This window comes from Thioclava sp. FR2 (assembly GCF_051200875.1).
Lineage (GTDB): Bacteria > Pseudomonadota > Alphaproteobacteria > Rhodobacterales > Rhodobacteraceae > Pseudotabrizicola.
On sequence record NZ_CP195191.1, the window covers coordinates 17,601 to 33,625 of the forward strand.

At 62.1% G+C, this 16,025-nt stretch carries 9 protein-coding genes; 5 read left to right on the forward strand and 4 right to left on the reverse strand.

Features of this window, described 5'->3' with window-relative positions; all coding sequences use genetic code 11:
* Nucleotides 1-139: 139 nt before the first annotated feature.
* The 5 genes from ACSBLW_RS00060 (at nucleotide 140) to ACSBLW_RS00080 (ending at nucleotide 12,863) form a co-directional block, all read left to right on the forward strand.
* Nucleotides 140-4,825 carry a DUF3320 domain-containing protein gene (locus ACSBLW_RS00060; protein ID WP_435258219.1) on the forward strand — a complete coding sequence of 1,562 codons (4,686 nt, stop codon included), beginning with the start codon at nucleotides 140-142 and terminating at the stop codon, nucleotides 4,823-4,825.
* Between the two features lie 343 nt (nucleotides 4,826-5,168).
* On the forward strand, nucleotides 5,169-5,390 hold the full coding sequence (locus ACSBLW_RS00065; protein ID WP_435258220.1) for a hypothetical protein: 222 nt from the start codon (nucleotides 5,169-5,171) through the stop codon (nucleotides 5,388-5,390).
* Nucleotides 5,391-5,401: 11 nt separating this feature from the next.
* Nucleotides 5,402-6,007, forward strand: a complete 606-nt coding sequence (locus ACSBLW_RS00070; protein ID WP_435258221.1) for a hypothetical protein — start codon at nucleotides 5,402-5,404, stop codon at nucleotides 6,005-6,007.
* A gap of 245 nt (nucleotides 6,008-6,252) precedes the next feature.
* On the forward strand, nucleotides 6,253-11,151 hold the full coding sequence (locus tag ACSBLW_RS00075; RefSeq protein WP_435258222.1) for a DUF3883 domain-containing protein: 4,899 nt from the start codon (nucleotides 6,253-6,255) through the stop codon (nucleotides 11,149-11,151).
* Nucleotides 11,151-12,863, forward strand: a complete 1,713-nt coding sequence (locus tag ACSBLW_RS00080; RefSeq protein WP_435258223.1) for a UvrD-helicase domain-containing protein — start codon at nucleotides 11,151-11,153, stop codon at nucleotides 12,861-12,863. The genes ACSBLW_RS00075 and ACSBLW_RS00080 overlap by 1 nt, the downstream gene beginning before the upstream one ends.
* 137 nt (nucleotides 12,864-13,000) lie before the next feature.
* Here the strand turns inward: ACSBLW_RS00080 and ACSBLW_RS00085 are convergent, their stop codons facing one another.
* From ACSBLW_RS00085 to ACSBLW_RS00100, 4 genes are all read right to left on the reverse strand, one after another.
* Entirely contained in the window at nucleotides 13,001-13,966 is a 966-nt protein-coding gene (locus ACSBLW_RS00085; protein ID WP_435258224.1) for a helix-turn-helix domain-containing protein, read from the reverse strand.
* Nucleotides 13,967-14,332: 366 nt separating this feature from the next.
* Entirely contained in the window at nucleotides 14,333-14,854 is a 522-nt protein-coding gene (locus ACSBLW_RS00090; RefSeq protein ID WP_435258225.1) for a DUF6362 family protein, read from the reverse strand.
* A 29-nt stretch (nucleotides 14,855-14,883) separates the two neighbouring features.
* Complete coding sequence (locus ACSBLW_RS00095; protein WP_435258226.1) at nucleotides 14,884-15,828, reverse strand: helix-turn-helix domain-containing protein; 945 nt, start codon at nucleotides 15,826-15,828, stop codon at nucleotides 14,884-14,886.
* Nucleotides 15,825-16,019 carry a hypothetical protein gene (locus tag ACSBLW_RS00100; protein ID WP_435258227.1) on the reverse strand — a complete coding sequence of 65 codons (195 nt, stop codon included), beginning with the start codon at nucleotides 16,017-16,019 and terminating at the stop codon, nucleotides 15,825-15,827. The genes ACSBLW_RS00095 and ACSBLW_RS00100 overlap by 4 nt, the downstream gene beginning before the upstream one ends.
* Nucleotides 16,020-16,025: the final 6 nt, after the last annotated feature.

The window sequence follows — 16,025 nt, forward strand, 5'->3', positions numbered from 1 at the left end:
CGGGTGCAATGAAAACCAATCTCGAAAACCCAAATGACCTACTTATCAACTGATTCCCCCACTAAGGCAGACCGGCCATGCCTTGACACCTGAGGCAGCTTCGCGCCCAAATGGATTTGGCGCAACCGGAACGAATGTGATGTTTGAAAATAAAGAGAAAACTGTTTCCAAGGTTCTCGAGGCCGCGCGCCGCAAGCTTCTGGATACCGGCACCCGGAACCGGCTGGTGCACGTCAACCGCGCCAATTCCCGTGCCAATTGTCTGAACGTGATCAACGAACATGCCGACGAGGTCTTTTCCATACTGCGGGTCAACGGCCGCAAGATGCGGTTCAAGGCCCTGGGCAAGGACAAGACGGCCGGAGGACAGGAGATGCTGCTGGCCCTGCCTAAGGCTGATCTGCCGTCAACCTCCGATCGGGTCACTGACAGCTTCCTCGAGGTGCCGCTAGGGCCAGAGGCCCTGGCTCGCCGCTTGCTGCGTCTGGCGACGGATGCGCGCACGGCGGAGGAGGAACAGGGTCTCAACATTCTCTACCTCGCCATCGGGTTCCTGCGCTGGCGCGAAAGCCCGTCGTCCGAAGTGGTGCGCGAGTCCCCGCTGGTGTTGCTTCCGGTGCAACTGGTGCGGAACGAACGCACTTCGACCTACGACATTCAGACACGCGAGGATGATATCTCGACCAACCTGCCGCTGCAGGAACGCCTGCGGCAGGATTTTGGACTCCAGCTTCCCGAAGTGGAAGAGGCCGAGGATTGGGCACCGTCAGACTACTTCGCCAAAGTTCAGGATGTGATCGCGGGCAAGCCCGGATGGTCGATCGACGGCGACGGGATGCAACTTGGGTTCTTTTCCTTTGCCAAGCTCTTGATGCACCGCGATCTGGACCCAGGCACCTGGCCGGTGAATGCCTTTGCGGAAAGCGATCTCTTGCGCGGGTTACTGGCCGAAGGGTTCGAAGAAGATGCGCCGATCTTTGGCCCGGACGACAAGCTGGACGACATTCTGGACCCGGCGCAGATCATCCAGGTGATCGACGCGGATGCCAGCCAGACCAAGGTGATCGAGGAAGTGCGTCGTGGTGCGAGCCTTGTGGTGCAGGGGCCGCCCGGAACGGGGAAAAGCCAGACCATCACCAACCTGATCGCGGCGGCGGCGCATGACGGCAAGTCGGTGCTGTTCGTGGCCGAAAAGATGGCAGCGCTGTCAGTGGTACATGACCGGCTTGTGCGGGCGGGACTGCGGGATATCTGCCTCGAACTTCATTCCCGCACGGCCAACAAGAAGGCGCTGGCGCAGGAACTGGGCCGGACCCTGATGGCCAGTGCCAAGGCCCTGCCCGGCGCGGCGGACCCGGCACGGCTGCGCGCAACGCGCGATCAGTTGAACCAGATCGCGGCCTTGCTGCACGATCCCTTGCCGCCGACCGCCGAGACGCCGTTCCGTGCAATTTCGGAAATCGTGGGCCATATCGGCAAGGGGGCACCGCCCCCTTCGATCCCGCTGGATGGGCTGGCCGCGTTGGACCCTGCGGCGCGCACCCGAGCGCTGGGGGCCATCGCCGGGTTCGTGACGGCGCTGGGCCGTGTGGGTTCGCCAGAGGATCATCCCTATCGCGGCACGACCGCGCTTGATCTCCAACCGACCGACCTCGCCCGGCTGGAGGGCGAACTCGCCACCGCGCTGGCGGACATAGATGCCGTGCAGGCCGAGGCTGCGCGGATTTCGCAGGCCCTTCATCTTCCCGTTCCGCAGTCCCTGTCCGACGCGGCCGCGCTGACCGCCGGGCTGAGGTCGCTGGCAAGCCAACCGCCCGGCGCGACTGCCCTGATCCCGACCCTGTTCGATCATGCCGCCCATCCGCGCCTGGCTGAAGCGCTGGGTGCAGGGGCTGATTGGGCCGCGGCGCATAAGGCGGCGCAGGCGCAGTTTGCAGCCCCCGCCTGGAGCACCAACCTAGCCGCGTTGCGCCCGGCGCTGGTGCGCGGGCAGGCCTCGTTCTTTTCGCGCCTCTTTGGCGGCTATCGCCGGGCATCAGCCAAGTTGGCAAGCCTTCTGACTGGCGCCTTGCCGAAGCCCCCGTCTGAGCGGTTGGCCCTTCTTGACCAACTAGCTGACGTGCAGGCTCGCCGAGCGCGGCTGGCTGAGGAGGAGCCTTGGCTGCAAGCCACCCTTGGCCCCGAATGGCGCGGCGAACGTACGTCCTTTGCCGAGGTTCAGGCTGCAGCGCATTGGCTGGCGGCGGTGCGGCGGGCAGGGGCGTTCAACACTGCCGCGCAGCTTGTCGCGTCGCTGGGCGCGCTGCCCGATCCGGGGCGCGCGGCTGCGGACCTGACGGCGCGCATCACGGCGTGCCACGACCGCATCGCGGCCCCGATTGCCAGGTTGCGGCTTGATCTACCACAGGCCGGGCTTGGGGTGGACATCGACACATCGCCTCTCGGCGAACTGCGGGCCGCCTTTGCGCAGATGGCGGCCGATCCGTCGCGTTACGGGGACTGGGCAGGGCTTGCCCGGTCCATCGCCGCGGCTGTGGGCGCGGGGGCTGGCAGCATCGTGGATGCGGTCTCCGAGGGCCGGGTGGAACCGGAGCGGGCCGAACAGGAGTTCGCCTATGCCTGCGCCGAGGCGCGTTGGAATGCCGCTCGAACCGCCCGCCCTGATCTGAACCTTTTGCCGCAACTTGACCGGCACGAACTGGTCACGTTGTTCCGCGATCTGGAAAAGGACCGGATCGAGGCGACCAAGACGCTGATCCTGTCGAACCACTTTGCCCAGATGCCGCGCGGCACGGTGGGCGAGATGGGTGTGATCCGGGGCGAGATTGGGCGCAAGAAGGGGCATAAGCCGATCCGCTGGGTGATGAAGAACGCAGGTTCTATGGTTCAGCGGATCAAGCCCGTGATGCTGATGAGCCCGATCTCTGTCGCGCAGTTCTTGCCGCCGGGCTGCGTGACCTTCGATCTTTTGGTGATCGACGAGGCCTCGCAGATCCGGCCCGAGGATGCGCTGGGCGTGATTGCACGCGCCCGGCAGATTGTCGTGGTCGGCGATCAGAAACAGCTTCCGCCTACGTCCTTCTTCGACCGCCTTGTCGATGATGTGGAGGAGAACGACGAGGACGAGGAGGCTCCCGTCGGCGCCACCGCCGCCGATATGGAAAGCATCCTGTCGCTGTGCGAGGCGCGGGGGCTGCGGCAGCGCATGCTCGAATGGCACTACCGGTCGCGCGATCCCTCGCTGATCCGGGTGTCGAACGCCGAATTCTACGGCGACGGGCTGGTCCTGCCGCCATCGCCCCTCCAGCTTGACCCGGACTATGGGCTGAAGTTCCGTCGGGTGCCGGGCGTCTATGCGCGCGGCGGAAGCGGCCTTGGGCGGCAAGGGACCAACCGCATCGAGGCCGAGGCGGTGGTCAAGGCGATGGCTGACCATGCCCGCGCCTGGCCCGACCTGTCGCTCGGTGCCGTGGCCTTTTCCAAGGCCCAGGCCGACATGCTGACCGAGGTGCTGGAACTGCACCGCCGCCGCGACCCGGTTCTGGACGCCTACCTGCGTGAGGGCAAATCTGAGGACGTCTTTGTCAAGAACATCGAGAATGTGCAGGGCGACGAGCGCGACGTGATCCTGATTTCCGTTGGCTACGGCCCGCAGGAACCGGGCGGGCGGCTGCCCTCCATGTCCTTCGGCCCGGTGAATGGGGAGGGCGGCGAGCGGCGACTAAATGTTCTCTTCTCGCGCGCCCGCGTCCGGTGCGAGGTTTTCGCCTCTTTCGATCCGGGCGATATCGACCCGTCGCGCGTCAGCCGCGATGGGCCGCGCGTGCTGAAGCGCTTCCTCGACTATGCCAAGACCGGGATCATGGACGTTCGCGCGCCCACCGGGCTAGAAGCTGATAGCCCGTTTGAGGAGGATGTGGCCGCAGTCATCACCTCGCTTGGGTTTCTGGCGGACACACAGGTCGGCAGTGCAGGGTTCCGCATCGACATTGGCGTGCGCCACCCGGACCGGCCGGGGCAGTATCTGGTCGCGGTGGAATGCGACGGTGCCGCCTATCACAGCGCCCTGTGGGCGCGGGAACGCGACAGGCTGCGGCAGGACATCCTGGAAAACCTCGGTTGGCGCTTCCATCGGATCTGGAGCACCGACTGGTTCCATCACCGCAAGCGCGAGATCGAACGGCTGAAGGCTGCGCTGGAGCGTGCGCGCGAACAGATCGAGACCGGCATCCGCGTGCGCGGCGCCAATCATGCCAGTGCGCGTCCCCAGATCGAGGCACCTGCCGAACCCGAGCCGGGGCCGTTAGACATCGATCACCTGACCCTCAAGATGCCTGCTTATGTCCGGGCCGAGCTTACGGTCCGATCTACCGTCGAGCCGCATGAGGCTCCAGTCGCCCAACTCGCAGAGTTGGTGAGCAAGATCGTGGTCATCGAAGGCCCGATCCATATCGACGAGGTCGCCCGCCGGATCACGACGGCCTTCGGCAAGACCAAGGCGGGCAGCCGGATTGTCGAGGCGACTGGCAGGGCAGTCCGGCAAGCACTCCGGCAGGACCCCATCCTGATCCAGGACGGTTCTTTCCTCATGACGCAGGCGCAGGCAGCGGCCCCGCCTGTCAGGGACCGTTCGGCCGAAACAGGCAGCTTGCTGAAGGCTGCCTATATTCCGACATGCGAGATCGTGGCGGCCGCGGCACTCGTGCGTCAGGAAAGCGGAGACGTTGATGGTGATGACCTCATCCGCGCAATCGCCCGGCTCTTGGGTTTCCTGAGGGTTGGAAGCGAGTTGTCTACCGTGATCGCAGAGGCGGTGTCCGAATAGGGCTACCGCTGCTTGGCAGATGCAACGTTGCAAGCCACAGCCCATTGCAGTGCTGTGGCTTATGAAGTGTCTCTGCCGCCTTCAGGGTTGAGAAGGCAGCAGCGTCCTCGCTATCGGGGCTTCTGATACTGCCATCGACGGACAGCTTCGAAACCGCGCTTCAATCCTGATCCGCCCCGCGGCGATGGCCTAGCGCACAGCACTTTCATGCACCCCGCGCAAGGCGGCATAGGCGCGCCGCGACAGCCCCATCTTGCGACATTATCCAATTAAGTCAGTGATTTGGACTTGCTCTTCGGATGGTCTCGGCAATGTCTGCGACACCTTGAAACGGAGGTTTCCGATGCCCGCCAAGACTACCCCGATGACCGGCTTTGAGGCCAATTGCCTCGCCGCCGCCGACCATTTCATCGCCTGCCGCGGGTCGAAACCCGCGACCCGCATCCGCGCCCGGTTCGATGGGATCGATCAGGCCGAGGCTTTTGCCGCAACCTTCGGCGACAGCCGCACGATGATCTACGCGGTCACCGCCGAAGGCCGCTCCGCCCACATCAAGAACGCGTGAAGGAGGCCCCGATGTTCACCAACCTCTCCGCCGTCCAGATCAACCGCCTCGCCCAGCGCCTGAGCGAGGCCCCCTTGGGGCGCAGCGCCAGCGTGGCCGCCGCCGCCGAACGGTTCGAGCGGCTACTGGCCGCCAAGATCGGTGCCGATCGCGCCCCCAAGGCGGTCAAGGCGATCCTGACCGCTCCGGGCTTCGAGACCGCCGAGGGGCGGCTAGTGGCTGAAATCGACACCTGCGAGCCGCAGGCCCCGGTAGAACCGGTGCCGCCCCGGTTCGCGCCGGAACCGGCCCAAGAACCTGCCCCGATTGCCGAGGCCGAACCCGCCGCCGCGTCCAGCGCCCCGCGTCGCCGCCGGGATGCCGACCTCGAGGCCAAGGCCAGAGAAGGCGAACTGCCCCCTCCTCCCGATTTCTCCGCCGCGACCCATGCTCGCTTCCGCGCCAAGCTCGCCGCGCTGGTGGAGATGGCCGGAAAGGCGGATGCCACCGGGTTGCGCGCCATTCCAATCAATCCGGTCTCTTCCAGCCCGAAGGCGTTGGCCCGATACCGCGACCTCGCTGTGCTGGCGATCGAAGCCCGGGAGGGCGCTCCCTTTGTCACCAGTGTTGGCGGATGAGCCCCCGCTTCGGTGGTCTTTGTCGCAGAACTAACGGTCGTTGAGGCGGGCACGAGCGACCTGTTCGGAGCGGAGAAGCTCTATCCCCCCTTGTCGCGGGACTACCACAATCAACTATTCCGATTGCAGGCACACAGCTGCCGGAGGATGAAGGTTGCCGAGAGTCTGCGACCCACTGATTATCAAAGTGCCTTCCCGATGAACGGGGCGGGCGTTACGGTTGTTTAAACTTTGGAGGCTTGTTGTTGAACGAAAAAATCCCGCAGGCAGACAGTCAAGAGTCGCCGAATACCGATGTCGCATCGCACCGGGCGTCTGCTCCACTTGGGCGGTCCATCCCATATCGTGCGAACCTGCTGGGAAACATCGAGCAGGCGCTGAAGGGGCTCCAAGGCTACGGCATCATGGCACTGGAGCTCATCCAGAATGCTGACGATGCGGGGGCGACGAACCTCTCCTTCGATGCGCGCGATGAAGCATTGGTCGTCGAGAATGGAGCAACTTTTTCAAGCTGTGGGATGCACGATCCAGAGTGCCCATGGCGCAAGAGCGGAGACCCTAAAGGTCTGCATCGCCCTTGCAACTTCCATGCGATCGCCGAAATGGGCAGCCGAAGCAAGATTCAAGATCAGGACCAGATCGGTAGGTTCGGAATTGGCTTTGTATCGGTGTATCAGATTACTGATACTCCAACGATTCGATCTGGTGCCATAGAGCTGCAGTTGAATCCGCAAACTCAAGAGGTCATGAGGAATGAAATTCCGCATTTCCATGGCACCCAGTTCGTCTTGCCTTGGGCGTTGACCGCATCGGAGGTACGGACCGGGCTGAACGCCTCGCCAACACCGCCCGACGTGGCAGACAAGGTTGTTGTCGAAATCGGGCAGGTTTTGAAGAGCAGCCTTCTTTTTCTTAGGCACCTGAGTCGAGTGGAGCTTCGGCGTAACGGGGAGATTGTGGTCGAGGTTGCTATCGATAGATCTGCAGAAGAAGTGATGCTCGATTTCAAGCCGTCCGGTGACCTTCAGCACTGGCTGCTGCTCTCGCGAACCGCCGACGATATCCTCGTGGAACTAGGCCTGCGCGAGAAATACGAGGCACTGAATCGTCTCGAGCGCGCCACGAAGGTCAGCGTGGCGGTTCCTTTAACATCAGAAACGATCGAGGGCTTGCTTTACGCTTATCTCCCAACACGCCAGACGACAGGCATGCCTGTCCACGTTAATGGCGACTTTTTCCCCCACGCGAGTCGCCAAGCAATTGTTTTGGAAGGGGAGCAACACGACCGGTACTGGAATGAGGCGCTGATCGCGGCTGCAGCGGCAGCGCTTGCGGAGAACTTTGTTCGTTTGCGCGATTTGCTCGGTCCGACCCGGCTTTGGACACTCGCTCTAGCTGCCTTTCAGAGAAGGACCGAAAAAGCGTTCAGTGCATTCTGGGAGAAGTTGAGCAAGGTCGTCTCGGTCACCCCTTCGGTGTGGAGTACGCGAGGTACATGGTGCTTGCCGAACCAAGCAGCATTGCCGCCAGAGGATATGACAACCCTAGATCAGGATGCGATCGCAGAACTGGGCCTACCGCTCATTCACGGAGATATTCGGCCATTTTGGACAGTGCTCAGCAGTGTTGGATCGCAACAACTGAGGCTATCCGTAGTGGTGACGGCTCTCGAAGAAGGAAGGCAGGCTGAGGGTGGATCTGGCTTCCTACCAAGGCTTTGGCCTGCCATCGACCTGCTCATTGGAGCGTCCAAAGACCGAAGCGGACTGCAGACGGTACTTGCGAGACTGAAGGCAGTTGAGGTCCTTCTCGACGTCGAGAAACGGCCGGTCAGCGCCAATGGTGCACGCAAAATCCCCGCAGGCGTGTTCGTAAGAGAACTCCTCAAGGTCATTCCAACATGCCGGGTGGCGCACCCTGACGTTCTGTCATTCCCTAACCTTTCTGCCCTTGTGAAGGAGTACCTGCTGGATGATCTGTCCGTCGATTTGGCAAAAGTGATCTCGGATGAAGCTTCTGCGGAGGCGGTCATTGGACTGGCCGAGAGCGACATCCGCCGGTTCTACGGGCTGCTTACTGCGTTTCCGCGGGATCGGGGCAACGACGACGTAGCAGAGACCTTGCGGGATGTCCCCATTCTTCGGACGCGGTCCGAGTTCGTCAGCCCTTCACGCGGCCAACTGCCTGGAGGTTTTCGTGACCCGGTTGGGCATTTCCAGGTCGTCGATGTGGACTTGTTCGCGCCGGGAACGTGGGAATTTGCGAAAGAGGTTTTGGATGTCGATGTCCTTACATTCCGGCGTTATGTGGAGGATCATCTAGAAGCGCTGCTCGGGGACGATCTGACACGCGAAGAGTACCGCCAACTAATGACGGAGGTACTGAACCACCGGTCGCAATTGGATGAGGACGGGACCCTTCGGGCCCTGGCCAAGATCCCGTTCGTCCGAACACGGGCCGGTGAGTTCGTGATGGCCAGCCAAGCATATTTTTGGACTGCGCCGCTCTCATTGATCCTTGGCGATGAGCCAGCCCTATGGGTGGACGAAAGCTGGTTCCCTGAGGTCGCCCGCGCAAAAGACCTCCTCGAGAGGCTGGGGATGCCGTTCTCGGTAGCGCCGCAGCACATCGTCGATCGCATAGAAACGCTCGCGGAGTCAGGCGCTGGCCTTGATGAAGTCGTCAAAGGGACGACTCGCATCATCAAGCACGTCCTAGACCGGTGGAGCCATTTCGACGACGATGATCGATTGGTACTGAGCGGTCTGAGCGAGATCTTCTTTCTGACAGCAATTGCGGACGGGGCGTTGGACAAGGGTCAGCTGTATACCCCAACCAGTGTCTATAGGGCCGGACGAGCTGCTGGCTTTGCCTCGCAGGTGCCGGTCGTGGAGATGACGGCTCTCCGCCAGTCGACGTCCGTGGTCAACGAATTTCTCGACTTGATCGGCATGCCATCGGAGCCTCCGACAGAGACCATCGTGGCACATCTCGAGCAATGCATGGCATCGGGCCTGCCAGTTCACGACTTCACCTACCAGATCCTCAGTGAGCGTTTGGAGAAGGACGATGCCGGTTGTATTGACCGACTCGTTGGAACCGAATTCATCCATTTCTCAGATGTCGGGTTCATCAGTGCCGAGGAGGTGTTCTGGGAGCCGCCGCCTTTTGGGGGATACTGGCACTCGGCGAGCAACCGAATGCGCCAGCGCGACCAACTCTATCGGCGACTAGGGGTCGTCGACTCCCCTGAGCCGCGCCACTACTCAGCGCTGGCACTTAAGATCGCCAGTGGCCACGAAGTATCGATCGCTGATATCGCCGTTCACGGCCGCTGCCTCGCAGCAACTGCCGAGGCTCTCGAACGTGAGGACGAGGGCGCTACTGAGGCCGTCGACCTTCTTGCCGGGGAGGCTGCATTCCTCAACGTCGACGGCGATCCGATGTTTACGGATGATGCAATTTGGCTGGACTCGCAGCATTTGGCAGACGCGTTTGGGTCAGAACTGAACCACCGGCTTTTCCGATTGGACACGAGCCGTTCGGCCTCAACACGGCTCCTGAAGCGCCTAGACATCTTGGCGCTCTCGGACATCGCTCAGTTTCGTCTTGCGGAGCCTCCAGATGGGAACCAAGCCCCTGGCGCCACTGAGTTACTTCGAACGCGCATCGATTTGCTGCTTTGGTTGGCACCAAACAGGGCGACCCTCGTTGCCATGAACAGTCTGTTGCAGCGCCTAGAGATCAGTTTTTCCAAGAGGTTGCTAGTGAATGCCGAGATTGACGTGTTCGAACCCCCCGTCCGCTCGCTGCCATCAGAAGCACCCGCCTTTCTTGACCAGGAAACTGCCATTCTCCATCTCAAGGCACCTAATGGGTATCCAGACTGGGTAGCCGCTTTCCGGGCCATCTTTGCAGCGGTCGAGCGGCACTGTCCGGCCACGGACATTCGTCCGCTGTGTCTTACGGCGGCGTACATCATGTCTTGCAGTGACCGATCCGACGCAGAGCAAGCGTTGCGGACATCGGACTACAAGCCGCCGTTGGACGCTGGAGTTGAGTTCAAGGTGGGACAAGAACTCCAAGACGAGGTTGGGTCGGATCAGGTCGAAGAAGACGAGAACTGCGACGATTCCGCCGAGGTGGCATTCAAAAGCCAGAACCGTTCAGTAGGGGAAGTTGCCGCCGAAGGTCTGGGTGTTTCGCACACTAAAGACAAAGCGGAGGCCGCAACCGAAAGGGCCCAAGGTGGCAGCGAACTAATTGGCCGTCAAATCCATGACGTGGAAGGTTACGGACCGGACGACAACTCAAATGATACCGGAGACACAGACCTCGACGCAGACGACGAATATGGCTCCGCCACACGCCGCGAGGAATTTGGTGCCGAGCGCAGCGAAATCGGGACCACTGCAGGTGTCGAGTCTGCCGCTGGAAGTCGCTCTTCTGTAGCCCAAAGCCCCACTTCACGCCCTCGAACGACTGTGGCCAAAGAGGCAGTGGCAGATCGTGAGGCGCGCCGTTCGCGCATGCTTTCGTATGTCGCTCGCAGCGGCGCAAGGGGCGAGGGGGATGCCACGGTGGCATCTGGCACTGGCGACCTGTCCGATCAGATTGATGCTGCGGCAATGAAGGCAGCCCTGAGCTACGAAGAGGCGCGAGGCTGGGTGCCGGAACGCCAACCGCACTTCAATCCTGGATTTGATATCGTTTCCAAGTCACCTAGTGGTCAGCGGCGCCTTATTGAGGTAAAGGGCTTGGAGAATGAGTGGACGGAGCGCGGCATAAAGCTCAGTCAAGTCCAGTTTTCTATGGCTCGTGAGCATCCGGGGGAGTTCTGGATTTATGTCGTTGAGCATGCGCGCGATTTGGAGCGACAGAGGGTTACAGCCATTGCTAACCCGTTCAGCAAGGTCGATGAGTACTGGTTCGATCACAATTGGCGTGAAATGTCCGAGGAGCGAGCGTCTGCTAGGGAAGTTTACCTTAAGGTAGGTCTCAAGGTCGAGCATAAGCTCTGGAAGAAAGGTACCATCGTTGAGATCAAGTCGCGCGGCGCTATACCGAGCGTCGTCGTAGATTTCGGTACAATAGAGGGGAAACGTTTTCTCCCCTTCAATGCCCAACTAAAGATAATCGACTGATGGCTAGGTGTTTCCCTGAACCGACAAGGGCGGCATCGGACTCGAAGGCAGAGCTTGAGCTCTTCAAGAGTCTAGGTGAGCAGCTCGGACCCGAGTTCGTGGTTCTTCACTCCGTCGCGTGGATAGCGCGACCCGGTGGCACCGGCCCGAGGGAGGGGGAGACCGACATTCTGATCCTCCACCCAATGCACGGCGTGCTTGTCGTCGAAGTAAAGGGCGGACGGGTGTCGCTGGATTACCGTGACCGAATCTGGAGATCCACAGACAGGCACGGGGTCGAGCACGAGATTAAGAATCCGTTCGACCAGGCCAGGCGTGGAAAGTTCTCAATACTGGAGAAGATCAATGAGAGTCGCGCCTGGAAGAAGCTCGCCGTCGGACGTTTCGTGGTCGGTTACGCGGCCTTCTTTCCAGATGTTGGTGATGCCGACCGCTTGAGGGGTCCGGATGCTCCGGGCGAGTTAATTGGCGACCGCAGCAACCTGAATGCGCTGAGCGCCTGGGTAAATCAAGCGTTCAGCTACTGGGCGGACGGAGATGGTACGGTCAGGCCGATCGGCAGGAACGGGGTCGACGTTTTAGTCGCTCTTTTCGCGCGAGCAGCCACTACGAGGCCCCTCCTTTCGGCACGTATCGCGGATGAAGATGTGGCGAGGCTGACCTTGACCGAACGGCAGGCTTCGATCCTGGATGTCCTGAGGCGGCAGCGACGCGTCATGATCGCAGGTGGTGCTGGCACAGGGAAAACGTTGATAGCTCGCGAGAAGGGCACTCGTTTGGCGGCCGAGGGCTTGCGAACGTTGCTGGTGTGCTACAATCGCGGTCTTGCGGATCATCTTCGGGAGCAGTCCGTCGGCATCGAAGGGCTTGATGTCGCGACATTCCATCAGGTCTGCCATCGATGGATCGCGAGGGCGAAGGAAAAACTCGGACGCGACTTGCTGTTAGAGGCGAGAAACGACTTGCCGGGCGCTGATGAGTTCCAACAGCAGATGCCGTTGGCACTAGCGAACGCCGTCGATGCTCTGGGGCCTCGCTACGATGCCATCGTCGTCGATGAGGCGCAGGATTTTGGTGACGAGTATTGGCTCCCGCTCGAAATGATGCTGACGAAGCCGGATGAGGCCATGCTGTACGTGTTCCTCGACGAGAATCAGGACATCTACCGCCGCTCGTCGAACATCCCCGTTCCGGGCGAGCCTATGGTGCTGGACAGGAATTGCAGAAACACCGACGCCATTCACGCCGCAGCTTACAGACATTACAGGGGGGCGCCGGTAGAACCACCCCAGATATCAGGCGTCGCCGTCGAATGTATCGTCGCTGCGGACTTGACTGCGCAGGCCAAGGCGATTTGTGGTGTGGTGACAAGGCTCCTGACCGATGAGGCGGTGGAGCCGCATGATGTCGCCATACTTCTCTGCGATCCGAGCGACCGGCTTGAGCGAGAGAGAGCGCTGAAGAGTTTTCCACTGCCCAAGACCGCCACGCTTGGCAGAATAGAGGACTTCGAAAAGGGGCGTCTGACCGTCGATACAGTTGCACGGTTCAAAGGGCTTGAACGCGGCGTGATCATTCTCTGGGCTTTTGACCGCCCCAATCTGACCGCGGATCGCGAAACTCTTTATGTGGGCATGTCCCGCGCCAAGTCGGTGTTATACCTGTGTGGAACACGCACGGCATGTGACCGACTCTTTGTGCCGCAGACCTGATGATGGACGGCATCGTTTGGTTGGTTTTCAAGCAATCACCTATGTTCTGAACGCTAGATGACATGGACACAGCGTGCGCTCTTGGCGATGCGAAAGAAGTCGTCAACCGGCCGAAACGAGGGCGGCAACGATAGATTTCAACGAACTCCCCTTGCCCGCAGGCGTTCCGGCGTGACGAGGCCGCGGGACATCATGGCGTCGCGGATGGTGTTGCTGATGGTGTTGGCGGGCAGGAAGCCGTCCGAGTTGACCATGTTGGCGTAGAAGGCCGCGATCTCGTCGGTGCTGGGCCGGGGTCCGTGACTCGGCTTGGACTGCCGCTTGCCGTTCGATGGTTTCGGAGATGCCGCCGAAGTTTGCGAGTTATGCTTCGCAGCCCGTTCCATCGCCCGGTCCAGCGCCTTGGGGCCATCGGGCGGGGCAGGGTGCTCCAGCCGGGTTGCCCTGGCGGTTTCGATGATCTGGTCTTCCGTCAGGCCGAGATCGTCGATCCAGCGGCGCACGTGGGCCCTGGCTGGCCAGCCTTGCCACCAAACGGGCAGGTCGCCTTCGGGATCGAGGCCTAGCGCTGTCAGCAGCTCCTCGAAAAGCTGATCGAGTTCGGTCTCGCGCGCCTGCGCGCCCTCCTCCTCCTTTACTGGTTTACTTAAAGGTTCCCTTACAAGGTTATTCTCCGGATTCCGGAGATGGCTTTTGGCAAAATCCGGAGATGGATCGCCCGCAAATCCGGAGATGGCCCCATCTGTGCTTTCCGGAGATGGGGTGTCATTTTCGCCTGGGTTTTGCGCAAAGCCATCTCCGCTTTCCGGCGTTGGGTCTTGCGGAAACCCCTTCTCGAAGCCGAGGATGTAGCGCGTGGGCATGCGCCGGTGCGTGTGCGGATCGTGGGTGCGGATTCGGCGGATCAGGCCAAGCCGCTCCAGCGTTGCCAGATGGTCGTTCAGGGCCGAGATGGACATCTCTGCGTCCTCGGCCAACCGCGCCTGGGTGGGAAAGCAGCCGTAGTCCGGGTTGTGGCGGTCGCAGAGCAGCCACAGGACGATCTTGGTTGCAGGCTTCAGCCCGCGCTGGGCGATGGCCCAGTTGGTGGCAGCGTGGCTCATGGGGGGCTCCAGAAACGAAAAAAGGCCCGGTGATGAACACCGGGCCGGATGAGGTGGACGGGGGGCGGAGGCGCCGCATGGGGCGGCGCGATGCCCTGGGTGGGGCAGGGGAGTGGTGGCGGGAGGGCCTCCGGGTACGCGGTGCGCCCTCAGGTGCGCACCCGCGCACCCAAAGCGCGCACCCAAGGCGCGGACCCAGATTTTTGTTCTGTCACTAGCGGTTAGTCGCGCCTAGGCCCCCCGCATACGTCTCCTTTCCGGGAGAACCTAACGCGGGGGGCCGAGCCCAAGAGCGGCGGCGGGAGCAGGGGTGAGGGCTTGGAGTGAAGCGATCAGTCGCCTGCACCCTTCGCCATCTTGCCCTTTTTATGCATCAAAACCCGGGAAAGTGTCGCGCCCGAAGTTCGACGGATCGGGCCGGTTGTCCTCGGTTTCTGCGCCGCTTTCGCGCGGGGTTGCGCGGGTGGTTGCAGTGAGGGGTTTTGCGCCCTTGCCTTTGCCCTTTGATTTGTCGAGCTTTTCCAGCTTCTTCGAGATGGTCAGAAGAGCGGCCACCCAGCGGCGCCAGGCGGTCGATCGCACCACCCCGGCGCGAATACAGACCTGCCGCCAGCGGGCGCCCTCGGCCCGGAGCCAGACGATCCGGGCATCCTCGGGGTCCAGCATCAGCAGCCAGTCTAAGCATTCCTCCATCCGGCTGATGGCGGCGGCGCTGGGGATCACCCGCATCGGGCGTTCGGGTGTGTAACCGTAGGCGTGCTTGGCATCGTGCACCACCGGCGGCCAGGAATTGCCGTAACCGCGGGGGCGGTCATTCTCGGGTAGGTTCCGCAGGGTGTAGGCAGCTTCTTCGAGGCGATCCTCGATCTCGCGGGGCGTCAGGCGCAATGGGGGCTCCTTCGGGTCAGGGGGCAGGGCTAGTAGATTTGGTGGGCGCGCAGGGCGGCCTCGGTGACAAGGCCCGCCCGCAGCAGGGCGTCGCGCTGGGTATTCGTGACGGCGCTGGGCGGCACATAGGCGCCCGAGTTCAGCCAGGCGGCCAGACGCGCCAGTCGATCTTCGGGCGTGACGGCAGGGCCCGCGCCAGCTTCCCCAGCACCTTTCGGCCTTGCCGCCTGGGCGATCCGCTTGGCGTGGCGCGCCGCGATCGCCTGGGAAAAGTAATCCCACGTCCGGATCGGGCTTCCCCGGGGCTTGGCCGTGCGCTCGGCGATCACCGGCAAGACGTCCAGTTCGAGGTCGTAGCTCGCCGCCAACCAAGCGCCGATCGTCGCCGTGGTGGCAATGATCGCCGCCCGCGCTGCCGGTGCCATGCCTTCGCCGCAGGCGGCAAGACAGGCGGCCTCTGCCGCGTCCAGATCGGGGCCCTCGTCGTAGGTCGAAGCGTCAGCCGGGCCCTCGCGCGTCGCGCCCGCGTCACGCGCGGTAGTAATTACTGGTTCTTTACTTACAGGGTTATTGTCCAGATTCTGGACATGGCTTTTCGCGAAATCTGGACACGGCTTTTGCCCATTACCATGTCTGCATTCTGGACATGGGTCGGGCCGGTTTTCGGCCGCCAACGGCAGTTCCGCCTGCGCCGAAAACTCCGGCTCGAAGGCCAGGAAGTACCGGGTCGATTGCCGCCTATGGGCGCCCTCAGAATGGCGCCGTTCGCGGCGGATCAGCCCGGCCTGTTCAAGCTTGTCGAGGTGCACATTCAAGCTGGCGCGGGAGATTTCGGCATCGGCCGCCAACTGGTCCTGCGACGGGAAGCACCCGTAATCCGGGTTGTGCCGGTCGCAGAGATGCCAGAGGACGAGCTTGGTCGCAGGCGCCAACCCGCGCTGCTGGATCGCCCAGTTGGTGGCTCGATGGCTCATGAGCTTGCCGTCACCGTGAGGCGTTTGACGATCGCCTCCATCAGTGCGATCCGCAGATGCGCATCGTCCTGGCGCATCTTTCCGGCCCGGACCCGGGCCCAGTAGAACTGGCGCCGTAGGTCAAGTTCGCGCTGGGCCTCGGCGATCAGGGCAGGGACCGGAAACCGGCCCTCGGGGGTGAGTTTGGTCATCGGCGC